The 25,962-nt window shown below is 39.5% G+C and carries 29 protein-coding genes and 1 riboswitch; of the genes, 13 read left to right on the forward strand and 16 right to left on the reverse strand.

Annotation, left to right across the window (positions count from 1 at the left end; all coding sequences use genetic code 11):
* Nucleotides 1–16 precede the first annotated feature (16 nt).
* From ACZ427_RS14780 to ACZ427_RS14800, 5 genes are all read left to right on the forward strand, one after another.
* Complete coding sequence (locus tag ACZ427_RS14780; RefSeq protein ID WP_461176849.1) at nucleotides 17–970, forward strand: phosphate/phosphite/phosphonate ABC transporter substrate-binding protein; 954 nt, start codon at nucleotides 17–19, stop codon at nucleotides 968–970.
* 111 nt (nucleotides 971–1,081) lie between these two features.
* Complete coding sequence (phnC, locus tag ACZ427_RS14785; protein ID WP_461176850.1) at nucleotides 1,082–1,858, forward strand: phosphonate ABC transporter ATP-binding protein; 777 nt, start codon at nucleotides 1,082–1,084, stop codon at nucleotides 1,856–1,858.
* Nucleotides 1,855–2,670, forward strand: a complete 816-nt coding sequence (gene phnE, locus ACZ427_RS14790; protein ID WP_461176851.1) for a phosphonate ABC transporter, permease protein PhnE — start codon at nucleotides 1,855–1,857, stop codon at nucleotides 2,668–2,670. Before phnC ends, phnE (ACZ427_RS14790) begins: the two co-directional genes overlap by 4 nt.
* Nucleotides 2,670–3,470: a phosphonate ABC transporter, permease protein PhnE gene (gene phnE, locus ACZ427_RS14795; RefSeq protein ID WP_461176852.1), complete on the forward strand. Its 801-nt coding sequence runs from the start codon at nucleotides 2,670–2,672 to the stop codon at nucleotides 3,468–3,470. Before phnE (ACZ427_RS14790) ends, phnE (ACZ427_RS14795) begins: the two co-directional genes overlap by 1 nt.
* A 134-nt stretch (nucleotides 3,471–3,604) precedes the next feature.
* Nucleotides 3,605–5,125: a bifunctional metallophosphatase/5'-nucleotidase gene (locus tag ACZ427_RS14800; RefSeq protein WP_461177064.1), complete on the forward strand. Its 1,521-nt coding sequence runs from the start codon at nucleotides 3,605–3,607 to the stop codon at nucleotides 5,123–5,125.
* 60 nt (nucleotides 5,126–5,185) lie between these two features.
* Here ACZ427_RS14800 and ACZ427_RS14805 read toward each other — a convergent pair whose 3' ends face one another.
* The 7 genes from ACZ427_RS14805 to ACZ427_RS14835 all read right to left on the reverse strand — a co-directional run bounded on the left by ACZ427_RS14805 (nucleotide 5,186) and on the right by ACZ427_RS14835 (nucleotide 12,050).
* Complete coding sequence (locus tag ACZ427_RS14805; protein ID WP_461176853.1) at nucleotides 5,186–5,731, reverse strand: PepSY domain-containing protein; 546 nt, start codon at nucleotides 5,729–5,731, stop codon at nucleotides 5,186–5,188.
* Nucleotides 5,732–5,865: 134 nt separating this feature from the next.
* A complete protein-coding gene (locus tag ACZ427_RS14810; RefSeq protein WP_461176854.1) occupies nucleotides 5,866–6,507 on the reverse strand; it encodes a PepSY domain-containing protein in 642 nt (213 codons plus the stop codon).
* 86 nt (nucleotides 6,508–6,593) lie between these two features.
* Nucleotides 6,594–7,967 carry a HAMP domain-containing sensor histidine kinase gene (locus ACZ427_RS14815; RefSeq protein WP_461176855.1) on the reverse strand — a complete coding sequence of 458 codons (1,374 nt, stop codon included), beginning with the start codon at nucleotides 7,965–7,967 and terminating at the stop codon, nucleotides 6,594–6,596.
* Nucleotides 7,967–8,656: a response regulator transcription factor gene (locus ACZ427_RS14820; RefSeq protein ID WP_461176856.1), complete on the reverse strand. Its 690-nt coding sequence runs from the start codon at nucleotides 8,654–8,656 to the stop codon at nucleotides 7,967–7,969. Before ACZ427_RS14820 ends, ACZ427_RS14815 begins: the two co-directional genes overlap by 1 nt.
* A gap of 910 nt (nucleotides 8,657–9,566) precedes the next feature.
* Nucleotides 9,567–9,887 carry a thioredoxin family protein gene (locus ACZ427_RS14825; RefSeq protein ID WP_461176857.1) on the reverse strand — a complete coding sequence of 107 codons (321 nt, stop codon included), beginning with the start codon at nucleotides 9,885–9,887 and terminating at the stop codon, nucleotides 9,567–9,569.
* Between the two features lie 71 nt (nucleotides 9,888–9,958).
* Nucleotides 9,959–10,774 carry a DUF368 domain-containing protein gene (locus ACZ427_RS14830; protein WP_461176858.1) on the reverse strand — a complete coding sequence of 272 codons (816 nt, stop codon included), beginning with the start codon at nucleotides 10,772–10,774 and terminating at the stop codon, nucleotides 9,959–9,961.
* A gap of 118 nt (nucleotides 10,775–10,892) precedes the next feature.
* Nucleotides 10,893–12,050 carry a CapA family protein gene (locus ACZ427_RS14835; RefSeq protein WP_461176859.1) on the reverse strand — a complete coding sequence of 386 codons (1,158 nt, stop codon included), beginning with the start codon at nucleotides 12,048–12,050 and terminating at the stop codon, nucleotides 10,893–10,895.
* A gap of 134 nt (nucleotides 12,051–12,184) precedes the next feature.
* Here ACZ427_RS14835 and ACZ427_RS14840 point away from each other — a divergent pair, with 134 nt between their 5' ends.
* The 3 genes from ACZ427_RS14840 (at nucleotide 12,185) to ACZ427_RS14850 (ending at nucleotide 13,228) form a co-directional block, all read left to right on the forward strand.
* Nucleotides 12,185–12,325 (forward strand): YfhE family protein, encoded by a 141-nt coding sequence (locus tag ACZ427_RS14840; protein WP_461176860.1) that lies wholly within the window; start codon nucleotides 12,185–12,187, stop codon nucleotides 12,323–12,325.
* Nucleotides 12,326–12,522: 197 nt separating this feature from the next.
* Entirely contained in the window at nucleotides 12,523–12,948 is a 426-nt protein-coding gene (locus ACZ427_RS14845) for a DUF4064 domain-containing protein (protein WP_461176861.1), read from the forward strand.
* 100 nt (nucleotides 12,949–13,048) lie between these two features.
* On the forward strand, nucleotides 13,049–13,228 hold the full coding sequence (locus ACZ427_RS14850; protein ID WP_461176862.1) for a hypothetical protein: 180 nt from the start codon (nucleotides 13,049–13,051) through the stop codon (nucleotides 13,226–13,228).
* A gap of 2 nt (nucleotides 13,229–13,230) precedes the next feature.
* On the opposite strand, the gene ACZ427_RS14855 is transcribed toward ACZ427_RS14850, so the two are convergent.
* From ACZ427_RS14855 to ACZ427_RS14870, 4 genes are all read right to left on the reverse strand, one after another.
* Nucleotides 13,231–13,353, reverse strand: coding sequence for a hypothetical protein (locus tag ACZ427_RS14855; protein WP_461176863.1), 123 nt, complete (start codon nucleotides 13,351–13,353; stop codon nucleotides 13,231–13,233).
* Nucleotides 13,354–13,709: 356 nt separating this feature from the next.
* Nucleotides 13,710–15,539, reverse strand: coding sequence for a translational GTPase TypA (typA, locus tag ACZ427_RS14860; protein WP_461176864.1), 1,830 nt, complete (start codon nucleotides 15,537–15,539; stop codon nucleotides 13,710–13,712).
* Between the two features lie 83 nt (nucleotides 15,540–15,622).
* A complete protein-coding gene (locus tag ACZ427_RS14865) occupies nucleotides 15,623–16,951 on the reverse strand; it encodes a sensor histidine kinase (RefSeq protein ID WP_461176865.1) in 1,329 nt (442 codons plus the stop codon).
* A gap of 3 nt (nucleotides 16,952–16,954) precedes the next feature.
* Nucleotides 16,955–17,644 (reverse strand): response regulator transcription factor, encoded by a 690-nt coding sequence (locus ACZ427_RS14870; protein ID WP_461176866.1) that lies wholly within the window; start codon nucleotides 17,642–17,644, stop codon nucleotides 16,955–16,957.
* Between the two features lie 140 nt (nucleotides 17,645–17,784).
* Here ACZ427_RS14870 and ACZ427_RS14875 point away from each other — a divergent pair, with 140 nt between their 5' ends.
* Entirely contained in the window at nucleotides 17,785–19,146 is a 1,362-nt protein-coding gene (locus ACZ427_RS14875; RefSeq protein WP_461176867.1) for a S1C family serine protease, read from the forward strand.
* Between the two features lie 66 nt (nucleotides 19,147–19,212).
* Here ACZ427_RS14875 and ACZ427_RS14880 read toward each other — a convergent pair whose 3' ends face one another.
* Both ACZ427_RS14880 and ACZ427_RS14885 read right to left on the reverse strand, forming a co-directional pair.
* On the reverse strand, nucleotides 19,213–19,419 hold the full coding sequence (locus tag ACZ427_RS14880; protein ID WP_461176868.1) for a zinc ribbon domain-containing protein: 207 nt from the start codon (nucleotides 19,417–19,419) through the stop codon (nucleotides 19,213–19,215).
* 35 nt (nucleotides 19,420–19,454) lie between these two features.
* Nucleotides 19,455–20,126 (reverse strand): TraR/DksA C4-type zinc finger protein, encoded by a 672-nt coding sequence (locus tag ACZ427_RS14885; RefSeq protein WP_461176869.1) that lies wholly within the window; start codon nucleotides 20,124–20,126, stop codon nucleotides 19,455–19,457.
* Nucleotides 20,127–20,328: 202 nt separating this feature from the next.
* Here ACZ427_RS14885 and ACZ427_RS14890 point away from each other — a divergent pair, with 202 nt between their 5' ends.
* On the forward strand, nucleotides 20,329–21,204 hold the full coding sequence (locus ACZ427_RS14890) for an NAD(P)-dependent oxidoreductase (RefSeq protein WP_461176870.1): 876 nt from the start codon (nucleotides 20,329–20,331) through the stop codon (nucleotides 21,202–21,204).
* A gap of 21 nt (nucleotides 21,205–21,225) precedes the next feature.
* Here the strand turns inward: ACZ427_RS14890 and ACZ427_RS14895 are convergent, their stop codons facing one another.
* The 3 genes from ACZ427_RS14895 to ACZ427_RS14905 form a co-directional block, all read right to left on the reverse strand.
* Entirely contained in the window at nucleotides 21,226–21,531 is a 306-nt protein-coding gene (locus tag ACZ427_RS14895) for a hypothetical protein (RefSeq protein WP_461176871.1), read from the reverse strand.
* Nucleotide 21,532: 1 nt separating this feature from the next.
* Nucleotides 21,533–22,219, reverse strand: a complete 687-nt coding sequence (locus tag ACZ427_RS14900; protein ID WP_461176872.1) for a class I SAM-dependent methyltransferase — start codon at nucleotides 22,217–22,219, stop codon at nucleotides 21,533–21,535.
* A gap of 171 nt (nucleotides 22,220–22,390) precedes the next feature.
* Nucleotides 22,391–22,588: a cold shock domain-containing protein gene (locus ACZ427_RS14905; RefSeq protein ID WP_017795660.1), complete on the reverse strand. Its 198-nt coding sequence runs from the start codon at nucleotides 22,586–22,588 to the stop codon at nucleotides 22,391–22,393.
* A gap of 321 nt (nucleotides 22,589–22,909) precedes the next feature.
* Nucleotides 22,910–23,012, forward strand: a riboswitch (SAM riboswitch).
* Between the two features lie 150 nt (nucleotides 23,013–23,162).
* On the opposite strand from ACZ427_RS14905, the gene ACZ427_RS14910 reads away from it, so the two are divergent.
* The 3 genes from ACZ427_RS14910 to ACZ427_RS14920 all read left to right on the forward strand — a co-directional run bounded on the left by ACZ427_RS14910 (nucleotide 23,163) and on the right by ACZ427_RS14920 (nucleotide 25,950).
* Nucleotides 23,163–24,212, forward strand: a complete 1,050-nt coding sequence (locus tag ACZ427_RS14910) for a homocysteine S-methyltransferase family protein (protein ID WP_461176873.1) — start codon at nucleotides 23,163–23,165, stop codon at nucleotides 24,210–24,212.
* A gap of 179 nt (nucleotides 24,213–24,391) precedes the next feature.
* Nucleotides 24,392–25,357 carry an oxygen-dependent tRNA uridine(34) hydroxylase TrhO gene (gene trhO, locus ACZ427_RS14915; RefSeq protein WP_461176874.1) on the forward strand — a complete coding sequence of 322 codons (966 nt, stop codon included), beginning with the start codon at nucleotides 24,392–24,394 and terminating at the stop codon, nucleotides 25,355–25,357.
* Nucleotides 25,249–25,950: a hypothetical protein gene (locus ACZ427_RS14920; protein ID WP_461176875.1), complete on the forward strand. Its 702-nt coding sequence runs from the start codon at nucleotides 25,249–25,251 to the stop codon at nucleotides 25,948–25,950. The genes trhO and ACZ427_RS14920 overlap by 109 nt, the downstream gene beginning before the upstream one ends.
* The last annotated feature ends 12 nt before the right edge of the window (nucleotides 25,951–25,962 follow it).

The following is a 25,962-nucleotide window of genomic DNA, read 5'->3' on the forward strand; positions in this document are numbered from 1 at the left end:
ACATAGGAGGGTCTACATGAAGAAGATTTATAGTTTGCTGCTTATTTTAGGATTTGCATTTATACTTGTTGCCTGTGGAGGTTCTGATGAAGCAGAATCCAACAGCGGGAGTGAAGATTCAGATGGTGAAAGTACAGAAGAAAGTGAAGGGATGACCCCGGAAACGTTGGTAGTCGGATTTGTACCATCACAGGATTCCGATACGATTGCTGATACCATCGAGCCGTTGGCAGACCGTTTAGGTGAGGAATTGGGAATTGAGGTACAAGGTCAGGTTATGACGAATTATAACGCATTAGTCGAAGCGATGGGTGCCAATCAGGTACATGTTGGTTTCATTCCTGCTTTTGGTTACGTTCTGGCAAACGAGCAGTATGATGTTGAAGTAATCTTAAAATCCATCCGATACGGGTCAGGTACATATAAAGCACAATATCTTGTACGCTCTGATTCTGGTATTGAAAGCCTTGCAGATTTAGAGGGTACGACATGGGCATACGGTGATCAGGGTTCCACTTCTGGATACCTATTCCCTGCAAACCAACTCATGGAAGAATTCGGATATGATACTGCTGCTGAATTAGAAAGTGAATTCTTCGGTGGAACGCTCCAATCCGGTGGGCACGATAACTCGGCTATCGCTGTTTATGAAGGTGATGCTGATGTCGCAACAACTTTTGATGATGTACGTACAGAGCTTGAAGAGGAATATCCGGATGTAATGGATGAACTGACTGTTTTAGGTTACACGGATGAAATCCCAAATGATACCATCTCTGTTACAAAAGAACTCGATGATGACTTCGTTCAAGAAATTAAAGATACTTTCCTATCATTTAATGAAGATCCAGAAATGATTGAAATTATGAATGAAGTGTATAACTGGGATGAAATCGACGAAGCTACCGATGACGAATATCAGGTGGTAAAAGATACGTACGAAAAATTCAAGGATAATATCGAACTATAATCTGAATCGATCCATATACTTCAACTAGTTTAAAAGGGGGGCATACTCCCCTTTTTTCCTAGTTTACCAACATGTTAATGACATAAGACCGTAATGGAGGAAATACATATTATGATTGAATTCAAAGATATTGGCCTCGTCTATCCAAATGGAACAGAAGGCTTAAAAAATATAAACGTCAAGATTAATGATGGTGAGTTTGTTGTGATCGTTGGCTTATCTGGAGCAGGGAAATCGACCTTCATTCGTAGTATAAATCGCCTGGTGACACCTACTTCAGGTGCGCTTCTCGTGGATGATGAGGATATTCTTAACTATCATGGAAGCGATTTGCGAAAACTCCGCACGAAAACCGGTATGATTTTCCAAAATTATAACCTGGTTAAGCGGTCAAATGTACTAAAAAATGTATTGGCCGGTCGGTTGGGTCATACAGGAACATTGCGTTCCATTTTGAATTTATATAAAAAAGAAGATCTGTCCTTGGCTTATGAAAGCCTGAAGCGGGTGAATATCGATGAAAAAATTTACAATCGTGCGGACGAGTTAAGCGGTGGGCAGCAGCAGCGTGTCAGTATTGCTCGTGTACTAACACAAAAACCTAAATATATTTTAGCGGATGAGCCGGTTGCTTCACTTGACCCTCCAACCTCTCATCAAGTAATGACATATTTAAAGAAAGTTAATAAAGAAGATAACATTACAACAATTGTAAACTTGCATTTCATTGATATGGCGATGGAATATGCAGATCGTATTATCGGCATGCGTGCAGGTGAAGTAGTCTTTGACGGTCCGGTTTCAGAGGTATCAGAAAAGACTTTCGAGGAGATTTACGGCCGTTCCATACGTGAGGATGACTTGCGTGGGGGGGCTGATGAATCGTGACAACTGAAAACAATTCATTAACCGGGAAGAAGACCCCTTCCATTTATCCTGTTAAAACAAAAATGCAGGTATCCGTAATATTTTTCATTGTATTAGGTATTTACTTATTCAGTATGTATTGGACACAAAAGGAAATGGTTGGCGGGCTTGGTGGTGCATTTGGCAATATGTTTAACGTTGTCGAAAAGTTCTTCCCACCGAATACTGCTGTTATCCCGGCCATTTGGGGACCATTGGTGGAAACCATTCAAATGGCAATTATCGCTACTACCGTTTCTGCTATTCTGACCGTTCCATTGGCCCTTATGGCAGCACGAAATATAGCTACATTTAAACCGTTATATTATGTAACACGTACCTGTTTAAATATCCTGCGTACCATTCCGGATCTTGTATTGGCAGTACTCTTTGTCGGGTTATTCGGAATCGGTGTGTTCCCTGGTATATTGGCACTCACCATTTTTTCATTGGGTATATTGGCTAAACTCATTAGTGAGACAATTGAATCTGTAGATATGAATCCCCTTGAGGCAATGCGTGCCTCCGGTGGCAACGTATTTCAGGTAATCTGGTATGCATTAATTCCGCAGGTTTTACCGCAATATACATCGCTCGTCCTGTATGTGTTTGAAATTAATATTCGAGCATCCGTCGTATTGGGTCTGGTTGGAGCTGGTGGGATTGGCCTCATTTTAAATCAGCAATTAGGTTTTTATAATTACCCGAATGCCATGATGATTATTATTATGATTTTTGTGGTGGTTATCGTTATTGAATATATCAGTACGAAAATAAGGGAGGCACTGCTATAATGGAAAAACTTACCCTACCTCCAAAACCAAAAGGATCCAGCCTGAAGAAAGTCAGAAATATTATCATTGCACTTCTGGTGATAGCCTTGTATGTATGGACATTTATGAGTATTAATATTGACTGGGGCCGGGCGATTGAGCGTGCCATTAATAACTTCCAGAGAGTTATCCCAGAACTGTTCAGCCCGAACTGGGAGGCAGCAGGAGAAGTCTCCATGGCCATGCTGGAAACAATCTTTATTGCATTTGCCGGATCTTTGATGGCCGCCATTTTAGCTGTACCGCTCTCTTTTCTGGCTTCACATAATATGATGGGTGGGAAAGTTTTCTCAACCCTCGGAAAATGGATTCTATCAGCGGTTCGTGCATTTCCCGATCTGATTCTGGCAATTCTGTTTGTCGTAGCTGTCGGACCAAATGCATTTGCCGGGGTTCTTGCAATCGCAATCGGTTCAACCGGAATGCTTGGAAAGATGTTCTCGGAAATCATTGAATCTATTGACATGCAAGTGGTTGAAGCAATGGAAGCAAATGGTGCCAATCGAATACAAATCCTTTTCTATGCGGTGATTCCACAAATTATTCCAGAATTCCTATCCTATGCCATCTATCGTTTTGAAGTAGATATTCGGGCATCTTCCATCCTGGGAATCGTTGGTGCAGGTGGTATTGGTACGATGATTATTTTCGCATCAAATAACCGGGACTGGAATGAAATGGGAACTATTTTATTAGCAATCATTATTGTCGTAACGGTTATCGACTTTGCTTCTTCCACAATCAGAAGGAAAATTGTATAATTAATTCTAATGTCTCGCAGGATGGTTCTCCTAATTCTGTGAGACATTTCCATATGAAGAAAGGATGTATCCGTTTGAAAAAGGACACAGCAAAAATCACACTATTATACACGAGTGATATTCATGGGAATGCGATGCCTATATTATATGGCACTAATGAGACCGCTGATATTGGTCTGGCAAAATATGCCACTGTTGTAAGGCAGACTCGTGAGAAAAATGATCACGTCATTATCGTTGATAACGGGGATTTAATTCAAGGGACACCTTTAATGACCCATTACGTAAAGAAACATAGAGAAAAAGAAAATCCAATGGTTGGGATTATGAACCAAATTGGCATAGATGCAGGGGTCATCGGAAACCATGAATTTAATTTCGGTGCCGAGATTTTAGCAGATGCTGTGAATTCATCCAAATTCCCCTGGTTGTCAGCAAATAGTTTGAATGAAAAATCCGGTAAACCTTATTTCGGCCCTCCTTATATAATGAAATCATTGGATAATGGTGTGAAAGTTGCTATTGTCGGTGTGACCACTCATTATATTCCAAATTGGGAATCACCTGAGCATATAAAGGGAATTGAATTTGCAGACGCATCTTCCACATTACAGAAATGGGTCCAAAAAGTACGTGAGACAGAAAAACCGGATATACTCATAGCCATGTATCACGGCGGCTTTGAACGTGATTTAGAAACTGGTGAACCTACCGAAGCATTAACAGGTGAAAATCAGGGATATAAAATGTGTACAGAAATTGAGGGCATAGATGTTTTATTAACCGGGCATCAGCATCGAAAGTTAACAGAAAAAATCAATGATGTACTTGTCATCCAGCCAGGAAATAACGGACAGGCCTATGGAGAGATACAAATTGATGTTCAATACGAATCCGGGAAATGGAAGATCAGCGACAGGAAGGCACAAATAAAGACGTTGGACGGGGTACAATCAGATCCAGGTATACTCGAGTATATGGATGAGTTAGAAACATCCACGCAAAATTGGCTCGATCAGCCAACAGGATTTATTGATGGCGATATGACAATCGAAGACCCGCTTCATGCTAGATTAACCAAACATCCTTTTATTGAATTTATTCAAAAAGTTCAAATAGATGCCAGTGGTGTTGATATTTCCGTCACTGCCCTGCTTAATAACAGCTCAAAGGGATTTTCCAATACTGTAACAATGCGGGATATTGTTGCTAATTATATGTATCCGAACACGCTCGTTGTGCTTGAATTGACAGGAGAAGACATTAAAGCAGCTCTGGAAAAAAGCGCTGCATATTTTACTTTGGATAAACAAAACCAAATTACTGTCAGTCCGGCATATATCGAACCTAAACCACAACATTATAATTACGATATGTGGGAGGGCATTAACTATACAATTAATGTAGCCAACCCCGTGGGAGAAAGAGTTGAGAAAATCACCTATCACGAAGAACCACTTGAAGCAAATAAGTCCTACCATGTTGTACTCAATAATTATCGTGCTTCCGGTGGTGGTAATTATGATATGTTTAAAGGAAAACCGGTTATCAGGGAAATCCAGAAAGATGCGGTAGAATTAATTCGCGGATATTTCGAAAAGCATCAAACCGTAGAAGCAACTGTATCAAATAACTTTACTGTAAAAGCTGAGTAGTAACAAAAAAAAGAGACTGACTCAAAACGAATGGTCAGTCCCTTTCACTCATTCTATCAATTAATCATTATCGTCATCTGTCTCCATATCCATTTCAAAAATTTCTCCAGTATGTGCGTCAATATCGAATTCTGCTTCGTTGTCCCCATTTTCAATTTCTATTTCATAAACAAGACGGTCATCATCCTCATCAAGCTCAAGTTCTACTATCGTACCGGAAAATTCATTTAAAGCTATTTTGCCAGCTTCTTCTGTGGTGATGACATTCTTATCTGTATTACTTACTGCTTTCTCTTCTCTGTCATCCGCATCATCACCATCATACTCCTTCGCATTCTCTTTTAGAACCTCTCCTGTATCAGCATCCACTTTCACTTCATAGGACACGCCATTACCCTCTATTTCTACTTCATATACTGTTCTGTTAAATTCTTTATCCAATTCCATTTCTGTAATGGTCCCATCGTATTGATCTGTTACCATTTGTTGAACCTCATCTGTTGCTAACGCCGGGTTAGCCTCTTCTGCATTCGTCTGATAAACGCCAAATCCTAATAGAGCAGCTCCAGTAAATGTTCCAATCAAAATCCCTAATTTCTTTTTCATCTTTATTTCCTCCTTGTTTTATTGTTATCTTTATCATAACCGGACAACATGAAAGAACCCTTTGAGGAAGATTAGAATTTAATGAGAAAGCCATTAAAATTCATGAAAATAAGCTGCCAGCGTAGACTGACAGCTTAATCATTCTCCCTATCTATTTCCAGTGCGATAACTTCAGCGGTGTACGCATCAATTTCAATGCTAGCCTCATCTTCACCGTCCACTATTTCTATTTCATAAATGAGACGGCCATCATCTTCATCTTGTTCAATGTCTTCAATTCTGCCGGAAAATTGGCCCAAGGCAATTTCCTTTGCTCTCTCTTTTCCAATGACACCGTTCCCGCCGGATTCTTCCTCACGATTTTCATTATTGATCGAGTTATCCTGGTGGTCATTATGGTTGTCATTATCTGTATCATCTTGAGAATCCACTTGATTTTTTGGATTTTCCATTTTATCAGCATCATTTTCAGTTGATGATTCCTTTTGTGAAGAGGCTATCTCTTTTAGATTCCTCACTTCACCATTATTGCCATCAAGTCTTATATTATATATTTTCCCATCACTTTCCACTACAACTTCATAGATTGTATCATTGATATCTTTTGCCAGTTCAATTTCAGTGATGGTTCCAGGATATTGATCTGTCACCATCTGACGTACTTGATCTGACGATAGTTCCGGTCCAGCTGTCGATGCTGTGGACTGATAAATTCCAAGCCCCAAAACAACGGCTGCTGCAACTGCCCCCAGTGCAATCCCCAATTTCTTATTCATTGTTCTTCCTCCTTCCCCTCTATCCTATCTAAAGAAAATAAAATAAGTCTGAGAATCAGATTAGAATTTGATGAGAAATTTTAAAACTACTCTTTGATAATCGGCAATTGAAGTAGGAAGGTGGATCCTTCGCCAACTTTACTTTTGACATATAAATCACCATGATGTTCTCTCGTAATCACTTTGGCTATTGCCAGGCCAAGACCTGTCCCGCCTGTATCCCTGCTTCTCGCTTTATCCATTCGGTAAAAGCGCTCAAATATTCGTTCCTGCTCTTCTTCGGGAATTCCTTTTCCATAATCCGTTACTTTAAAAATCGCCTTATTACTTTGCATGGAAATACTGACATTCACTTTATCTGTACTATATTTCAATGCATTATCCATCAATATATAAATGATCTGCTCCAATTGAGCCCTGTTTCCATTTACAAATAATTCATCCGTACTTTTTTCAAAAATTATTTCCCGTGCGTAGGCTCCTTTGAACGTGTGGATGATTTCCTCACATAATGCCGTAATATCAATCTGCTGCATTTCAGCTGTTTGTTTATTTTTCGCCAGCAGTAGCATTTGTTCTACGAGCTTTTTCATCCGATCTGCTTCTGAATCAATTGCCCCGATCGATTCCTTGACAAGCGACAGGTCCTCAGTACCCCTACGTTCGAGAAGCTGGGCGTAACTTTTCACAATAGATATTGGTGTTTTTAACTCATGGGAGGCATCCGAAACAAAAATTTCCTGTTTTTCAAAGTTTTCTCTCAGGTAATCGATCATTTCATTAAACGTTTTTTCCATTTCGTAAAGCTCATCCTTGGAGCGGCTTTCCAAATCAATTTTCTCCCATTTTGTTTGCTGTGTGTTTTGTTTCATTGTCTGAATCAGTTTTTTTATCGGACTTAATAAAAATCGGCTCAGCAATGTTCCTGCAATCACAGTCGGAATAAGCATAATCGCTGAGGCCACTATTAAAACATAAAACAGGGTTGTCTTAGTTTCATCAAGTTGTACAAGATGATTGGCAACTTGAATGGTGACGATTTCTCCTGCATGCTCACCGGAATTCCATATAATTGGTTTAGAGACCACAGCAATATCCGGACTGTTCTCCTTTGAGACAATTGATTGTGTTTCCGTGGTGGAATACTCCCAAGATAATGTACGATAATCTCCTAATCGCAAATGCTCTTCAAATGGCGACCCGTTCTCATCAATTACCCGAATAACCCCTTCTGTTGGAAGGTAGGCTTTTAAAAGGTTACTGATTTCCACCTCATTTAACCCGGCATTCGAACTTTGCGCCAATGTTTCCACAAGCGTGTTTGTTTGTGCGGAAAGCTGTTCCACTTCACTATCTGCAGTTATCTTATAAAATAGAAAATAAATGGATGTGTTTACCAATAAAATCAGCACAAGCATAAATAAACTGGAAAATAGCTGAATCTTTGTCTTCAGTTTCATTAGGCATGATCCTTTATAGTATACCCAACACCACGGACGGTCTGGATATAAGCTTTGTCATATCCCTTATCAACTTTCTGACGCAAATAACGGATATAGACATCGACAACATTTGTATCCCCATAATAATCAAAGCCCCATACCTTTTCAATGAGCTGATCTCTTGTGAGTACAATATTTATATTTTTTAACAGGCATACAAGAAGATCGAACTCCCTTGGGGTAAGATCTATTTGTACTTCGGCTCGTTTGACTTCGCGTGCATCTAAGTCAATATGTAAATCACCTACTGAAAGTTGATTCTCATTTACCTGCTTTCTTTTGGGAGATCTCAAATGTACCCGGATACGTGCAAGTAATTCTTCAATTTGAAACGGCTTAGTAATATAGTCATTTGCCCCTAAATCCAGTCCGCTCACTTTATCATGAACCTCGTCACGAGCGGTCAGCAAAATAATTGGTGTACTGTCGTCTGTTCTTCTTATTCGTCTTAGCACTTCAAGCCCGCTAAGCTCGGGGATCATTATATCGAGCAATATCAAATCCCAATCTCCTTCTTCCATTAATCGGAGTGCTTCCTTTCCATTATCAGCGATTTCTGTTTTATAATTTTCATAGTCAAGTTCTAACTGTAGAACTCTGCTTAGTTTTCGTTCGTCCTCAACAATTAAAATAGCTGGTTGCTCCATCTTCTCTCCACCCGCTTCCTATTATTTCCTTTTCTGTACTATATCATGAAATAAGCCGCTTTTCGTAAACTTAGATGCGCTTTAACCTTCACAGTTGATATAAAAGACGAAGTAACTTAACAGCGACTTCCTCTCATCCTTTACAAAATGGGTGCTATTCCAGCGCTGCTTAAAAAATACTCGCTTTCCACGGGGAACGCTTCAGCCTCGGGCCAACACGAGGTTGGTCACATAGGCGTTGCCCCAGGACGGGGCGTTCTTAGCCTATGTTCTTTAATTCGCTCGCTGCGGGGGCTTCAGACTGTTCCTTTTCCCGTTGGAGTCTCGCATTTTTTAAGCAGCTTAGAATAGCTTTTTGTAAGAGAAAATACGTTCATAAAACATAAATTCCATGAGCTTTATCCTTTCTATAATCAGAACACCACTCCAAGCGTAGGCAGAATACGTAGACTCCTGTGGGAATAGCACGAGTCTGAAGACCCCGGAAGAAGCGTTCTTTGCTTCTGAGGAGGCTGAAGCCGTGCCCACGGAAAGCGAAGTATTCTGCCGAAGCGATTGTGATAGCTCGGGTTCAAAAGAAATGGAAGAAGCGAAATCAAGATAAAGTTACTTCGTCTTTTATATCTTTTGTGTCATAAACACCAAGTCTTTTGATGGGGCGAGTAACCGCAGCCCCAGGTCTTTTAGAAAACAGCCTTAAAGAAATAAATTACAGCTAAGTACTCATGAATTGGTTCTTAGGTAAACATTTGTATCTCTTTTCATTATACTAAGTTGGTGTTGGAATTACGATAAGAATGAGGATTGATTTTTTTATATCCATCCAAGGGGAAACTATAATTTATATGATTTCCTGAACTTTAAAGAAATAAAATAGGAGCTGACCCTTATGGGAAAGCTCCTATCTTCATTATCCTAATTGCTGATGTAGAAATTCAGTTACAGATTCAGGTGTTTTTGTATCGGCACTGTGCTGGTGGGCAAGTTTTTCGCCATCTTTGAAAATAAGAATACTCGGAATACCCATTACCTCATATTTTTCAGCAAGACCGTCCAACTCATCACTGTTGACCTCATACCATTTATAATTATTGAATTCTTCCAGTATATCGCCAATAAACATATCCATCCGCTTACAATCCGGGCACCAATCTGCAAAAAATTTCACAATTACCGGTTCATCACTACTGATCACTTCATTGAACTTTTCTTTTGTTTGTAAATGTTCCAACGCTTTTCACCTCTTCCTTCATCTTCTACTTTTATTGTAACGGCTTTAACCTCATTTGTCTTTTTGTTTGCTTAATCCTTGTATTCCACTCTTCCAAGAATATATGCAACAAACAATCCTGCTGCAAATGTTACTACACTTAAGAGTAACAACGAAGTCGCTTCAGGCCATCCTGGAAATACGACAAAAATAGAACCAATCACCAGTCCAATAATAATTGCAAAGGTACCGGTATAATGATTGGATAAAAAGTAATGAATAATTTTACTCATCACGAGAAGCCCAACAGCAATACCAATCCCTGTTACTGCAATAATATCCAATTGCAGATTGCTTATAGCAGCAATGATGGTAGAATACACGCCAATCAGCAATAACATAAATGATCCACTAATTCCCGGAATAATCATTGCACTGCTCGCGATAAATCCTGAGAAAAATAATAGAACGTAGGTTGAGCCGGTCACATTTTCTATAATTTCCCCCTCGTTAGGATTAAAGAAAGCCATCGATCCAACAAGGGCCACTGCAATAATCAATAAAATGCCATGTTTTATTTTAAAGGTATGCTTTGCATCTGCCTTATGAAATAAGTATGGCAAAACTCCAAGAATCAATCCCAGAAAGAAAAACTGTGTAGGTCCAGGATAATGTTCAAACAACCATTCAATAACATTAGCTAATAAAAAGATCGCTGTTACAATACCAATGCCTAAAGGGATTAAGAATCCCAAATGTTTTTTCCAATCTTTGCTTAAAAAACCGTTAATCGCAGCAATCAGCCGGTCATAGATACCAAGTAATACAGCAATTGTTCCTCCACTGACTCCCGGAATTACATCACTTGCTCCCATGATTAGACCACGGTATAAATTTTTCCATTCCATCTTCGTAATCTCCTTAACTATCTGCCACTTAATTATATGTACAAACACAAAAATTATTATATCATATTTGAATACCAGCGGAATAAAAAATCGTCCCCATAATAGATATGAAACTTCATCATTCTTCGACAAATTCCAATTCCGGCATCCACTGTGACATGTGGGCTTTAATTTCCTGATAGTGCTCCTCGGCATCGGAAAGTTCATCTTCTGTTAATTGATACATTGGCACAACTTCATAATCAGTCTCTTCACTAAATTTAACAAAGGTTGGTATAAACCTGGGTTCCTCTATCTCGATGGATTGCTTATCCGTTTTATTATTTTTCGTTATTGTGAAATTCAAAATTCCACCAATCCGCCGGTAAAATTCATCTTGCCCCGATAAGAAATTACCAAGCGAATATATAACGAGGGTTTCATTCCCATTCTCCCCAGTCACCCATTCCACAGGCTGCAGTACATGTGGATGATGTCCGATTATTACATGTACACCTTTATCAGCAGCAAATTGGACCAAATCTTTCTGCTGCTCATTAGGCATGCGCTCATACTCATTTCCAAAATGAAGGCTTAAAGCAACGACATCTGCCTGCTCTTTCGCCATAGCCACTTCTTCGGCTAATTGCTCTTTATTTATCAAATTAACCAGGTAATCCTTTCCTTCCGGGACAGGTATACCATTTGTTCCATAGGTATAAGCCAAAAAGGCTACGGAAATTTCTTCTTTTGTTTCAAACACTCTTATATTTTCCTGATCCACTTGATTTTTGTATGCACCTGTATACATCATATCAATCTTTTCCCAATGCTGAATGGCTTGTTGAATAGCTTCTTCCCCACGGTCCAGTGTATGATTATTAGCCAACGAAACAACATTCACTCCAACATTTTTCAAAGCGTCACCAACTTCGTGAGGACTATTGAAGGAGGGATAAGATGATAAGCCCAATTTTTCTCCCCCAATCATCGTTTCCTGGTTTGCAAACGTAATCGTGGGATTGCTCAAGAATGGCTCGACTGCTTCAAGCATTGGTGTGAAATCATAGCCATTTTCTATTCTCGCATCCTGATAAACCCGTTCATGGATAAGCATATCCCCTATTGCAGCAAATGTTATTTTTTGAGTGTAATCCAATGCTTCTTTCGATTGCAAACCTACTTTTTTCGACTCATGTACATCCATTTCCACAGTATCATTTTCAGCCGAGCACGCAGAAAGGAATAAACTGAAGAATAAAAGAATGAACAGCCAAACAAATATATTTCTTCTCATTGACCGACCCTCCCTTATTATTGCCCCTATCATAGCATAAATTGTTTCATTTCATAGATATATGTTTAAATTTATCATTTCGGGGAAAAGGATTTGTAGAAATACTACCATTACAAGAAAGGATTTTTCAAATTATGCCAAAAGTACAGTATCAACCAACAAAAAATAAACAGCTTTCAGATGCACAGGAAGTTCATTACTCCAAGGAATTCAAGCAAGCTGATATTGCTGGAGGTTACCGCAGAGCTAAAGTAAATAGTGCAAAACAAAATTAAATAGTACGTAATTTTACAAGCACCTTGTTCGATTGAGCAAGGTGCTTTAATATTGATTATAGTGATGAAACTTTTCTGTTATCGATTTCGTATAATAATGGTAAGAGAAAATTTGGCTTTTTGCCAAAGTTTCATGCAGAAAGTCTTAGCCAAAACTTATGTAATAATAAAGTAAGAGAAAAATGGAGGTCCTTTACATGAAACGAACGGGAGAAATAATCTTAGGTATCATCGGAGCACTCGGTTATGGTTTTTTTGGTTTAATCGGCGGATTTATGATTTGGGTAAGTAATAATGCTACCCTACTTGAGCAGCTTCCTGCTGAATTATCACGTCAAGGAATCGAAATAACGGAAGCGGAGTTTACTGCTATGATTGAAACGATGGGGGACAATGGTTTATTAATCACAATCACCGCAGTTGGAGCTATCATATTAGGTATTGTTGCAATGGTATTATTGAAAGGAAATAGAAAACCGAAAGCTTCAGGAATCATTTTCATTGTTACCTCCGTGGTCAGTGTCATCTCAATGGGTTTTGCGGGAATAATAGCCGGTATTTTTTACCTGATTGCAGGGATTATGTGCCTCGTTAGAAAACCCAAACCAATGGTGGAGGAATAAAGTCTTTTAAAATCTGAAGATACATTAATAGATAGATGACTTATTACATACTATAATAAAGTATATACAAACTTTTACCTTACCTATTGGGGTGTTGAAAGTGAAACGATATCTAACAGCTATTTTCATTGCTATCAGTGTAATTGTTATTGTAATTGGATTAAGTATAGATTTATATTGGAGTGGGATTGCATCCTGGGGGATCGCGATTGTCTGTTTATTACTTGCAGTCCATTATTCAAAATATATCCCAAATGATAAAAAAAGCAAAAAATCCTGACTCTAAGAAAAGAGACTGTTCGTTGGGCAGTTTCTTTTTTTATATACGATAATTAAATGCTCATCATTTACTCCCTGTGCTGCATTAATTAATTTATAATTCGGGTTTGGTTTACCTTGATCCATGATTCTCCAGTTGTAAAACAATCATGTTTAAACAGCTGTTATTAGAACGGGAAAAATGATTCAGTATAACCACCATGAGCCAAGATTACTCCTTTTTCTGATTCGCTCTTTTGGTAAATTTTGTTGCTCTTTAACGTCGCGGTTGATATAAAATGCGACATAACTTAAGGAGGTGTAACCGCAATCATATCTTTTAAAGAACAGCCTTCTGGTTATATTAGCTGTTTTCATTAAAGATGGTGATGGCATACTCTTAGCCGTCATGTTGATTCTTATCTCGTAAAAAAAGCAAGCACTTATGAAAGTGCTCGCTTTTTTTATAATCATTTATTCTCTGTTAATGCTATTGTTTTAACTTAGCCCAAGTTTGATTTCTTTGATGCTTTTTCCCGTTCATTCTTATTCAGGATTTTCTTCCTGAGGCGAATCGATTCTGGTGTTACTTCACAATATTCATCGTCATTCAGGTACTCAATTGCTTCTTCCAACGACATTTCACGTGTTTTTCTAATCGTGGAAGTCTGGTCTTTTGTTGCTGAACGTACGTTTGTCAAATGTTTTTCTTTTGTGATGTTCACCGTCAGATCGTTTTCACGGTTATGCTCACCGACAATCATACCAGCATAGATTTCTGTACCAGGTTCTACAAAAATTACACCACGGTCCTCAAGTTGCATAATACCATATGTGGATGCTTTACCATTTTCCAGACCGACAAGCACACCTTCGCGTCTTCCACCGACAGGTCCATTGACAAGCGGTTCATACGTATCAAACGTATGATTAATAATTCCATATCCACGTGTTTGTGACATGAATTCTGTTGAATAACCAATAAGGCCTCGGGAAGGAACCTTAAATTCCAGACGAACCTGCCCATTACCCTGGTTTACCATGTCGAGCATTTCACCCTTACGTGCGCCAAGCGATTCCATCACTGGACCTGTATAATCCTCTGGGACGTCGACTTGTACACGTTCAAACGGTTCGCATTTTTTGCCGTCGATTTCTTTAATAATTACCTGAGGCTTGGATAGCTGTAATTCGTAACCTTCTCTGCGCATGTTTTCAATCAGAATGGATAAGTGTAACTCACCACGTCCGGATACCGTCCATGCATCAGGGGAATTAGTCGGATCAACGCGAAGACTCACGTCTGTTTCAAGCTGCTTCATTAATCGTTCTTCAATTCGTCTTGAAGTGATATATTTCCCTTCTTTTCCTGCGAAAGGACTATTATTCACTAAAAATGTCATTTGCAGGGTTGGTTCATCGATTCGAACCATTGGCAAAGCTTCCGGATGATCCTGCGGGCAAATCGTTTCTCCGATATTAATATCTTCCATACCGGCAATTGCTACAATGTCACCGGCTGTTGCTTCCTGAATCTCAATTCGTTTCAAACCAGTAAAGCCAAATAATTTAGTTATACGAAAAGATTTCTCTGTGCCGTCTTTTTTCATTACAACAACTTGCTGGCCAACTTTCATTGAACCTCTCACAATACGCCCGACCCCAATCCGGCCGACATAATCATTGTAATCAAGTAAGGTCACCTGAAATTGCAAGGGCTCGTCCCTCGTATCAACAGGTGCTGGGATATGATCCATAATAGTAGTAAAAACCGGGTCCATTGTTTCCTGCTGGTCCTCAGGCTCTTCTCCTGAAGTACCATTCAATGCAGATGCGTATACAACCGGGAATTCCAATTGCTCGTCATCTGCTCCAAGCTCGATAAATAAATCAAGCACTTCATCAATAACTTCTCCTGGACGTGCATTCGGGCGATCTATTTTATTTAAAACAACGATTGGCGTTAGTTTCTGTTCCAATGCTTTCTTTAATACAAAACGAGTTTGTGGCATTGTTCCTTCATAAGCATCAACAACTAGAGCTACACCATCAACCATTTTCATAATACGTTCAACTTCACCGCCAAAGTCAGCGTGGCCCGGCGTGTCCAAAATATTGATGGTCGTATCTTTATAATCAATTGCTGTATTTTTTGCCAGAATAGTGATACCGCGTTCTTTCTCGATATCTCCTGAATCCATTGCTCGCTCATCAACTTGTTCGTTTTCACGGAATGTTCCTGAGTACTTTAAAAGCTGATCCACAAGTGTTGTTTTACCGTGGTCAACGTGGGCAATGATAGCGATATTGCGAATGTCTTCTCTTAAATTCATAAACCGTACGCTCCTCTATAATAACCGGATGGTTCAAACCATAAAATTATATCATAATCCACCAAAAGATACAAATAAGTATCTTAATCTGGAAATATAATTTCAAATTTTGCTCCGCCAAGCTTTCCTTTTACAAGTCTTATTTTCCCACCGGACTGTTCTACAATTGCACGTGCAATGGCCAATCCTAAACCAGTTTCCCCACTTTTACCTTTTACAAACCGATGAAAAATATGCGGAATCAGGTCATCTCCAACGCCATCCCCATCATCTTCCACCGTAATAGCCGTTACCTTACTCTCATGATAAACTGTGATTTGAACCTGGGATTTTGCATGACGGATGCCATTAAACACTAAATTGAGCAGTGCCCTTAATAATTTTTCTTCATCCGCGACAAGCGTAAGATCACCTTCCACATGATGATACAGTTCGATTTGCTGCTCATTTAAAACCGGCAGTGCGCGATCTGCTACTTGATCAATTAAGGTGGTGAGATCTACCTCATCTGCTTCATATACATCTGGCTTACTATCCAATTTCGCAAGCAATATCATCTCATTGATAATTTTTTTCAGTCGATTCACTTCTGTCACCATGACTTCCAGGCCTTTTTCTGTATCTGTTTCATCGAAAATTCCATCCTTTATCCCTTCTGCATAGCCCTGAATCGTCATAAGCGGCGTTTTCAGTTCGTGGCTTGCATTTTGGAAAAAGGCCTGCTGGGAGTTCATGTACCGTTGAAGCTCCTGAGCCATATCGTATACGCTTTGCTCAACTTCTTTAATTTCCCCACTTGCTTTAACGCGCTTAACATCACTGAATTGCCGTTTTTCAATCTTTTTCAATTGCCGTTTTAATTGCGACAGTGGGGTTACCAATTTATTTGTTAGAAAATAGCTCAGCAGTACGGCTACTGCAGCACCAACCAAAAAGACAATGATTATAAGAAAGACAAAATCCTGCTGAACTGCCGAGATATCACTCATTGGTGTTAATAATATCAATTCAAGTCCCAATGTCTCCGGATAAAATAAAATTCTTGATGTTACGAAATTATTATCTCCAAATTCCCAAAGCATTTCACTATCGTTTGAGAAATCATTGTTTTGGAAAATTCCTTCTGTGACCGGATTTGACATCGTCGAAAAGAGTATAGCATCCTCATTCCGGTCATATAGAAAGAGCTGTAAATCCTGAGCCTCCAATACTTCGTTAAATTGTTGGATATTCAAACTTCCATACTGATCCGCTAATACATTTACAATAATTTCACCGCTTTGCTCCAATTGCCGTTGTTCATCCTGAATCAGTAAATCCAGAATGAGTGAGTATATCACATAACTTGCTACTCCCAAGATTATAATTAGCAATGCAGTAAATGCAATATTCAGCTGGTGTTGAAGTTTCATGAATTAATCCTCTTCTTTTCGCAGCCGATACCCATAGCCCCAAACCGTTTCCAAAGGTATAGCTTCAATTTTTTTACGAATTCGCTTGACTAAATCATCCACTGCCCGGTCACTTCCGAAGTAGTCATCACCCCATATTTTTACGAGCAAGTCTTCCCGTGAGAACGCATGATTCGTATTTTCAGCAAACAATAACAATAGATCAAATTCTTTTGTTGTAACTTCCTGTTCTTCTCCATTCCAGAAGAGTCGTCTATCGTTTTTATGAATTAACAGCTTGCCCACTTTCACTTTATCTTTCGCAATGCCGTTCTCCTCCGTAACGACCGGACGCACACGCTTAAATAAGCGCTTCACACGGGCGATTAATTCCCTTGGACTGAAAGGTTTTGTTAAATAATCATCTCCACCCAGCTCCAGCCCCAGAATTTTATCAATTTCTTCATCCTTCGCTGAAATGATAATGATTGGCACATCACTTTCCATGCGAATTTTTCTGCAAAATTCATAGCCGTCCATCCCAGGTAGCATAATATCTAAGATCCACATATCCGGGGGATTCTTTTCCCATACTTCCCACGCTTTTTCTGCAGATTCCAAGACCGTAATCGTATACCCTTCCTTTTTTAAATATGCAGAAACAATGTTTTGTATATTCTTGTCATCTTCCACGACCCCTATATATTTGCTCATTGGCTCATCACCTCACCTGTTATTCATTTACATTTTAACATAATTTTTTTACACATTTTTTCCACAATTGTTCCAAATCTCTCCCAATACAACTTTATATAATAAAACTACAGCAAAGCAAACGAAAGGATGATTAACCAGTGAGTGACAACAAAGATAACAATTTATATAACAATAATGAAAATCATGAGGTGGAATATAACGCAATGAATGATGATAATTCAGTAAATCAGTCACAAGATGAGGAGGAAAACTCTGAAACGGCGGAGCAGCCAGCTGGAAAAAATACCGCTTCCACTAATTCACCTCCAAATAAGCCATCAAAAAATAGTAAGACTGGTGTCAGTGCCTTGGCAGGTGGCCTTATTGGCGGAATAATCTCTGCAGTTGCCGTGGTTATGCTAGTCGCCTACAATATTATACCGATTGATAATATTGATAATTCAACTGAAACTAACCAGACATCAGGGGAAGAAGACACAGGTTCTCAAGTTGTTGAAACAATGTCCACAAATAATGCCGACATTGCGTCCAATATCAGTGAAACCTCTGAAGCGGTAGTAGGTGTTACCAATCTTCAGCAGCAGAGTGTATGGACAGAAAGCCAAGCAGCCGGATCCGGGTCCGGAATTATCTATAAAAAAGCGGATGGTAAAGCATATGTAGTAACAAACCAACATGTAGTCGCAGATGCCGAGGAAGTGGAAGTCGTTTTAAATGATGATGAACAAATTAAGGCAACAGTTTTGGGAACAGATGAATTAACAGATTTAGCTGTTCTGGAAATTAACGGTGAGAACATAGATACTGTAGCAAACCTTGGATCGTCAGCCGATTTACAAGTCGGTGAATCTGTAATGGCTGTTGGAAATCCATTAGGTATGGAATTTGCCAACTCGGTAACACAGGGAATTATCAGTGGACTCAATCGATCCGTCAGTGTTGATACAAATAGCGATGGACAGCCCGATTGGGTGACAGAAGTAATCCAGACAGATGCAGCTATTAACCCTGGTAATAGCGGTGGTGCATTAGTCAATGCAGAAGGTGAAGTCATTGGGATTAACTCAATGAAGGTAGCACGACAGGAAGTGGAAGGAATCGGTTTCGCCATTCCAATTGATGAGGCGCTGCCAATTATAGAAGATTTGGAAACAAATGGTGAAATCGTAAGACCACTTATCGGAATATCAACTGCGTCATTAAATCAAGTTCCCCCACAGGTTCAATATGAAATCAACTTACCGAAAGAAGTGGAAGGTGGAATGGTTATCGCCCAAGTTGAATCAGGATCAGCAGCAGATGAAGCAAATTTACAACAATTTGATGTAATTACAAAAATAAACGGAAATGAAGTTACATCTATTTTGGAATTAAGACAATTTCTATATTCTGAAGCATCAATTGGCGAAGAAGTAGAAATCGAATACTACCGCGACGGCAGCCAGGAGACTACAAACTTAGAATTGCAGGCGCAAGAGCAGGAACAGCCCCAGGCATAAACACAAACGATTATTTAAGAAAGACTCCTTCAAAGCACAATTGCTTCTGTGAAGGAGTCTTTCTGTTTAACCGAAAAACAAATCAAAAATATTACTCCCGGAAGAGCTTTGCTTATTGTAAAATTCACTGTATCCACAGTCCTTACAAAATACAACGATAAATTGATTCTTTTGGACATCAAACATTTTTGATAACCCAGTTCCGGTCATCGCCACTTCTTTGGTATCTGCATTAGTGCTTCCACATTTTAAGCATCCTTTATTTTCATTCAATCCAATCACTCCCTTATTAAGTGATACGGAGTGAACTAGTCAAAAGATTCATCTTCATACTTATTATGGTTCGGTGTTACACCATTATATTTACCATCAATATCTGACGACAAAAAGCCTTCCACATCTTCAACATCACCGACATTCTCATCACTGTTTGGATACATCTCATCATAATTATCTCGATCCCCATAAAAGTCAGATGGTGATTCGGATGTCCCATACCGGCTTACTTCCTGCCAGGTATCTTCCGCATCATACCCCACCTGATTTTCATCGGTAACTTCATCCGGATTAATGTTGGGGCTGAATACTTCTTCTTCAACTGTACGGCTACTCTCGAATATATTATTGCTCGCATGTTCAACACATCGATCTGTCGTAGGGACAGCAACTAATCGATCGAAAGGTATGTCCTGCCCACATTTAGAGCAGATTCCATAGGTCCCTTCTGCGATTGCATGCAGTGCTTCATTTATTTCTTCCAATTCCTTTTCGGCATGATCGTTTAATGCAATATCCTTTTCTCTTTCATACAGCTCTGTACCATGATCACCCGGGTGATTATCGTAGTTTGACAGTTCCCCCATTGATTCTTTTACCAGTTCAAGCGTTGTGCCAAAATGATCTTGCACATGATCAATTAATTCTGTTTGTCTCTCCATTAATGCAGCTTTACATTGTGCTATTTGATCGGCTGTGATCATTATGATCATCCTCCAAAAGTTTTAAAATGTACTAATCATACTATGTGTAAAAGCTGTATAATGATTCTTTAATGAAGCTCCCAAATCATGTCAATATGGGGAATGTCATCCTTTTTTCATTTTTAAGAGGAACCTCAAAACAAGGAATTTGCTTATGCTTTGTCGAAGAATGTAGTGAGAGAAGATAAAGGAGGATTTAATAATGCTGGCAGGTAATACAACAATCGGATTTATCGGAACCGGAGTAATGGGAAAAAGCATGGCGGCAAATTTGCAGAATGCTGGTTATTCAATCTCTGTTTATACCCGGACAAAAGGAAAAGCCGAGGAGCTTTTAACAAATGGCGCAGTGTGGAAAAGCACGGTTACAGAACTCACGCAATCGTCTGACGTAATTATTACAATGGTCGGCTACCCAGCAGATGTAGAGGAAATCTATTTTGGAAAGAACGGAATTTTAGAAAACGCGAAGGCAGAAACCTATGTAATTGACATGACTACATCAAAGCCAGCCTTAGCAATCAACATATATAATCAGGCAAAGCAAAAAAATATCCATGTATTGGATGCACCTGTTTCCGGTGGGGACGTCGGGGCTAAAAATGGCACATTAGCGATTATGGTAGGCGGAGAGCAGGACGTATATGACAAAGTCAAACCCATATTCGACATTATTGGTGAGAATATAATTTTACAAGGCGAAGCAGGCGCTGGACAACATACAAAATTAGCAAACCAGATTACGATTGCCTCTAACATGATCGGTGTTTGTGAAGCAATTTCCTATTCCAGGAAAGCAGGATTAGAACCAGAGCGTGTATTGGAAAGTATTACAACAGGAGCTGCAGGGAGCTTTTCATTGTCAAAACTCGGCCCCCGTATGCTAAAAGACGATTATGCTCCCGGATTTTATGTGAAGCATTTTATTAAGGACATGACGATAGCTCTTGAATCTGCACAGGAGATGGGTCTATCAACGCCAGGCCTCTCACTTTCATTAGATCTTTACAAAGAACTTGCTGAAAAAGGTGAAAATGATAGTGGTACACAAGCATTGATTAAACTTTTTGAGCAGTAGTAAAAAGGGAAACGGGAAAAATCATTCCTTCTTTTCCCGTTTCTCTATTTCATATTGTACCGTAAATGCGAGATCATCATTCCCAAAAAGCTGTAGGACATTCAACACTGTCTGATCTGGCATTTCATCGGATTCTTTTTTGGAAACCGTAAGCTCGAGCATTTCTCTCAACGCATTGTTCTTCGATTGACCAGGATATGTTTGTTCGTACAATGCCACTGGTTCAAGATTATTATTAATACACCACTGTGCATAAACCAAAATCATCATTCTTTCATCATTTTGATAACTTTCGATGACCTGTTTTTCCATTCCTTTCTTATCCATTCTATTCACAACCTTTTCGCAACATAAAAATCCACATAAATGTCAAAGCCTGTCTTAATTGCTCGGAGAGACTGCTATATTGACTTTCACTGAGATTTTCTTTATATACCCCAAACCCATCAACATACTTAAGATGTTCCTCTGCCGCAAGTTTTTGGAATTCCCATGGCATCATTGTATTGCAAATTGCCTTTTCGCCATGAAGTCGTGGGTAGCTGTTTACCCTTGGACCAGCTGTCGGTCCTAATATTCCAACACAAATGAACCCATTATCATTGACCACACGTTTCAGTTCTTTTAAAGCTTCAGCAGGAGAAGCCGTCCATTCCAATACATTGATTGCCATTATACCATCGAAGCTATTGTCTTCATAAGGCAGGTCACTCACATCCCCCTGCGTAAACTGAATCGGTTCTTTCACTGTCCGTTCATTCGCCAGTGCAATCATCTCACTGGATAGATCCATCCCGGATGCATGGTATCCTGCTTCATGCAATTTATAGGTACCATAGCCATCCCCACAGCCAATATCAAGGACTTCACATCCCGTTTTCATATGCTTTTGGACAAAAGGAATAATATCTTTTCTGCTTCCATTATCCCACATATTCCTGCTTCGTTCATTCCAAGAAACAGCCCGATTATCCCATTGTTCTTCAGCTTCCTTTTTCCAGTTAAATAAAACCATGCGCGCACCCCTTTACAATACTTTAGTAATTATATTCGATATAGCAGGCGGAATTCCTTTATATACATATATGTCATGTCAGCTAATTGATACGCTGCCAAAATTATGTACGTTCATATATGCAAAAAAGGCCTATCTCAAAAAATGAGATAAGCCTCCTAAAATACTCTATTATAGACGAACTACATTAGCTGCTTGTGGTCCGCGGTTACCTTCAACGATTTCAAATTCTACGTCTTGACCTTCTTCAAGTGTTTTGAAACCTTCAGCCTGAATAGCTGAGAAGTGTACGAATACATCGTCTCCATCTTCACGCTCGATGAAGCCAAAACCTTTTTCTGCATTAAACCATTTTACTTTACCAGTCATCTAAATGACCTCCCTATACAAATATCGTGCAAAGTATAATTGAATCATAAATACTTTTACACCACTTGTTAAAGAGATCGTAAAGTATTATTCAAACTTCAATTTCCTTTTGCTACTTTTAACTTTACCTCTTTCTAAAATAAAATGCAAGCGTTTAGCAAATTATTTTCAAATTAAAATACATCCCTCATCAATTGCATAATTCCAATATATACATAGGTTCTTCATTAAAATCAAAAAACTTTTAAAATATTCAATTTTCCCGTTGACAATTGGTATAATTGCATGTATATTTTAGCTTAATAAAATATTAAAGAAATTTTCTTATCCAGAGAGGTGGAGGGACTGGCCCTTAGATACCTCGGCAACAGACTCGTCTTGAGCACTGTGCCAATTCCAGAAGCGTAATGCTTGAAGATAAGATGGGAACAGTCACAGGCAAACCTCTTCTTATTTTCAAGAAGAGGTTTTTTTGTGTTTTAGGAAAGTATAAAACTTTCCTGTTGGATAAATGCAGCGAAAGACCAAATCTGCATGCTTGCCACTTCAGAAAAAATTAGGAGGAGGAAAAAGAATGAAACGTACGCTGGAAGATCGTTTAAAAGACGGAACTGTAATTGTGGGAGAAGGTTATTTATTTGAATTGGAACGCAGGGGATATTTACAGGCAGGATCATTCGTGCCTGAAGTAGCATTAGATAACCCTGAAGCACTTAAGCAAACGTATAGGGATTATATGAATGCCGGATCTGATGTTGTATTAGCTTTTACGTATAACGCACATAGAGAAAAAATGCGTATCATCGGTAAGGAAGAGTTATTAGAACCGTTGAACAGAGAAGCCATCCGTTTAGCGAAAGAAGTAGCAAAAGAAAACAAAGTGGAAGAAGCACTGGTTGCCGGGAATATATCAAACACTAATATATTTGATTCAAATGACAATGAATCAAAAAAGAAAGTACGAAATATGTTTGCTGAAATGGTGAAATGGTGTAAGGAGGAAGAAGTCGATTTCATTAATGGAGAAACCTTTTATTACCATGAAGAAGCTGAAATCGCCTTAGAAGAAATTTTAAAGCAGGATTTGCCTGCTGTAATCACATTAGGCTTAATGGGAGAAAACGTTCTAAGAGATGGATATACGGTCGAAGAATCCTGTAAAATACTTTCTGAAAAAGGTGCACTGGTTGTTGGAATGAATTGTTTTCGTGGCCCTCGGACGATGCAGCCCTACATAGCTGATATACGAAATCACGTAGATGGCTATGTCGGTGCACTGCCGATTCCGTATCGCACAACTGAAGAAAATCCGACATTTTTTAATTTGCCTGATGGAGGATGCAGCTGTCATTTACCTTTGGAGACAACTTTTCCCACCGCTTTAGACCCGCTTTATCACAATCGATATGAATTGGCTGAATGGGCAAAGGAAGCTAAGAACATCGGGGTTAATTATATCGGGTTATGCTGTGGTGCTTCCCCGGCAATGCTGCGTGCAGTAGCAGAAGCTGCAGGGGTTGAAACGCCAAATTCGAAATACTCCCCGGATATGGAGAAACATTTCTTGTTTGGAAAAGACGAAACGCTGAAGAAGCATAATTTACAATATCGATCGAAAGCTTAATTTCATTTATTAATAGTAACTTCATTGAGATACACCAGGGGAATATTACACGTTAAAAGAGAGGTTGGAAAAAAAGACAAAAACGTGATAAAATATCTTCTTGCAAGATTATAAAATTGAATACGACTACCATACGTTCTATATCTTGCAAATATATGAATGAATAGGTGGTAAAGAAAATGGAAGATAATTATCAGGTTTTATTGTACTACAACTATGTACAAATTGAAGATCCCGAAAGCTATGCAGCTGAACATCTTCAATTTTGCAAGGACTTAGAATTGAAGGGTCGAATTTTAGTAGCTCAGGAAGGTATCAATGGCACAGTTTCCGGGACCGTTGAGCAAACTGAAAAATACATGGAAGCAATGCATCAGGATCCACGCTTTGCTGATATGACATTTAAAATTGACGCACACGATGGCCATGCTTTCAAGAAAATGCATGTACGTCCAAGAAATGAATTAGTAACACTTCGCCTGGAAGATGATATTAATCCACACAAAACTACAGGACAGTATCTGGAGCCAAAGGAATTCTTCGAGGCAATGCAGGATGAGGATACAATTGTCCTTGATGCCCGCAATGATTATGAATACGATCTGGGACATTTCCGTGGTGCAATACGTCCGGATATTGAGACATTCCGCGAGTTACCGCAATGGGTGCAGGAAAACAAACATCTGATTGAAGGCAAGAAGATTCTAACCTACTGTACAGGTGGTATCCGTTGTGAAAAATTCTCTGGCTGGTTAGTTAAAGAAGGCTTTGAAGATGTCGCCCAGCTACATGGGGGAATCGTAACATATGGTAAAGATCCTGAAGTTCAAGGGGAATTATGGGATGGCAGATGCTATGTATTTGACGAGCGTATCTCTGTACCAATCAATCAAAAAGACCACGTTGTAGTCGGCGTAGACTATTTTGATGGTGAACTTTGTGAACGCTATGTAAATTGTGCCAACCCTGATTGTAATAAACAGATTATCAGCTCAGAAGAAAATGAGCATAAATATATGCGCGGTTGTACACATGAATGCCGTGTCAGTCCACGAAACATGTATGTAAAAGAACATGGATTATCACAGGAAGAAGTAGAGCGCAGACTCGAAAATCTTGGAGAAACATTGAAACAGGAAGCATAATAAAAAGACGACCTTGGCGGGTCGTCTTTTTATTTTCATTAAGGGGGATTGATGGCGATGTTTATGCTGATTCGGGTGATGATACGAAGGCTGAGGGCGATGTTTGTGCTGATTCAGGCGACGTGATGCCTGAGGTGATGTTCATGCTGATTAGGGTGATGACACGATTGCTGGAGGCGATGATTGCGCACATTCGGGCGATGACGCGTTTGCTGCTGGCGATGTTTGCGCACATTCGGCTGATGACGCGATTGCTGCTGGCGATGTTTGTGCTGATTCGGGTGATGACGCGAAGGCTGGAGGCGATGTTCATGCACATTCGGGTGATGACGCGATTGCTGCTGGCGATGTTCATGCACATTCGGCTGATGACACGATTGCTGCTGGTGATGTTCATGCACATTCGGGCGATGACGCGATTGCTGCTGGTGATGTTTGTGCTGATTCGGGCGATGACGCGAAGGCTGGAGGCGATGTTCATGCACATTCGGCTGATGACACGATTGCTGCAGGTGATGTTTGTGCTGATTCGGGCGATGACGCGAAGGCTGGAGGCGATGTTTGTGTACTTTCGGGCGATGAAGCAACATTAGAAAGTGAGATTT

This window comes from Virgibacillus ainsalahensis (assembly GCF_055380755.1).

What these genes read in the sequence shown, in the direction of transcription:
- ACZ427_RS14835 (WP_461176859.1), bottom strand. Translation starts at nt 12,050, where the DNA reads ATGAGAAGAAATATATTTGTTTGGCTGTTCATTCTTTTATTCTTCAGT.
- trhO (WP_461176874.1), top strand. Translation starts at nt 24,392, where the DNA reads ATGGAAGATAATTATCAGGTTTTATTGTACTACAACTATGTACAAATT.
- phnE (WP_461176852.1), top strand. Translation starts at nt 2,670, where the DNA reads ATGGAAAAACTTACCCTACCTCCAAAACCAAAAGGATCCAGCCTGAAG.
- ACZ427_RS14905 (WP_017795660.1), bottom strand. Translation starts at nt 22,588, where the DNA reads ATGACTGGTAAAGTAAAATGGTTTAATGCAGAAAAAGGTTTTGGCTTC.
- ACZ427_RS14855 (WP_461176863.1), bottom strand. Translation starts at nt 13,353, where the DNA reads ATGGATCAAGGTAAACCAAACCCGAATTATAAATTAATTAATGCAGCA.
- ACZ427_RS14840 (WP_461176860.1), top strand. Translation starts at nt 12,185, where the DNA reads ATGCCAAAAGTACAGTATCAACCAACAAAAAATAAACAGCTTTCAGAT.
- ACZ427_RS14830 (WP_461176858.1), bottom strand. Translation starts at nt 10,774, where the DNA reads ATGGAATGGAAAAATTTATACCGTGGTCTAATCATGGGAGCAAGTGAT.
- ACZ427_RS14845 (WP_461176861.1), top strand. Translation starts at nt 12,523, where the DNA reads ATGAAACGAACGGGAGAAATAATCTTAGGTATCATCGGAGCACTCGGT.
- ACZ427_RS14890 (WP_461176870.1), top strand. Translation starts at nt 20,329, where the DNA reads ATGCTGGCAGGTAATACAACAATCGGATTTATCGGAACCGGAGTAATG.
- ACZ427_RS14900 (WP_461176872.1), bottom strand. Translation starts at nt 22,219, where the DNA reads ATGGTTTTATTTAACTGGAAAAAGGAAGCTGAAGAACAATGGGATAAT.
- ACZ427_RS14805 (WP_461176853.1), bottom strand. Translation starts at nt 5,731, where the DNA reads ATGAAAAAGAAATTAGGGATTTTGATTGGAACATTTACTGGAGCTGCT.
- typA (WP_461176864.1), bottom strand. Translation starts at nt 15,539, where the DNA reads ATGAATTTAAGAGAAGACATTCGCAATATCGCTATCATTGCCCACGTT.
- ACZ427_RS14820 (WP_461176856.1), bottom strand. Translation starts at nt 8,656, where the DNA reads ATGGAGCAACCAGCTATTTTAATTGTTGAGGACGAACGAAAACTAAGC.
- ACZ427_RS14780 (WP_461176849.1), top strand. Translation starts at nt 17, where the DNA reads ATGAAGAAGATTTATAGTTTGCTGCTTATTTTAGGATTTGCATTTATA.
- ACZ427_RS14885 (WP_461176869.1), bottom strand. Translation starts at nt 20,126, where the DNA reads ATGATCACAGCCGATCAAATAGCACAATGTAAAGCTGCATTAATGGAG.
- ACZ427_RS14865 (WP_461176865.1), bottom strand. Translation starts at nt 16,951, where the DNA reads ATGAAACTTCAACACCAGCTGAATATTGCATTTACTGCATTGCTAATT.
- ACZ427_RS14910 (WP_461176873.1), top strand. Translation starts at nt 23,163, where the DNA reads ATGAAACGTACGCTGGAAGATCGTTTAAAAGACGGAACTGTAATTGTG.
- ACZ427_RS14800 (WP_461177064.1), top strand. Translation starts at nt 3,605, where the DNA reads ATGCCTATATTATATGGCACTAATGAGACCGCTGATATTGGTCTGGCA.
- ACZ427_RS14870 (WP_461176866.1), bottom strand. Translation starts at nt 17,644, where the DNA reads ATGAGCAAATATATAGGGGTCGTGGAAGATGACAAGAATATACAAAAC.
- ACZ427_RS14895 (WP_461176871.1), bottom strand. Translation starts at nt 21,531, where the DNA reads ATGGATAAGAAAGGAATGGAAAAACAGGTCATCGAAAGTTATCAAAAT.
- ACZ427_RS14810 (WP_461176854.1), bottom strand. Translation starts at nt 6,507, where the DNA reads ATGAATAAGAAATTGGGGATTGCACTGGGGGCAGTTGCAGCAGCCGTT.
- phnC (WP_461176850.1), top strand. Translation starts at nt 1,082, where the DNA reads ATGATTGAATTCAAAGATATTGGCCTCGTCTATCCAAATGGAACAGAA.
- ACZ427_RS14920 (WP_461176875.1), top strand. Translation starts at nt 25,249, where the DNA reads ATGCCGTGTCAGTCCACGAAACATGTATGTAAAAGAACATGGATTATC.
- ACZ427_RS14815 (WP_461176855.1), bottom strand. Translation starts at nt 7,967, where the DNA reads ATGAAACTGAAGACAAAGATTCAGCTATTTTCCAGTTTATTTATGCTT.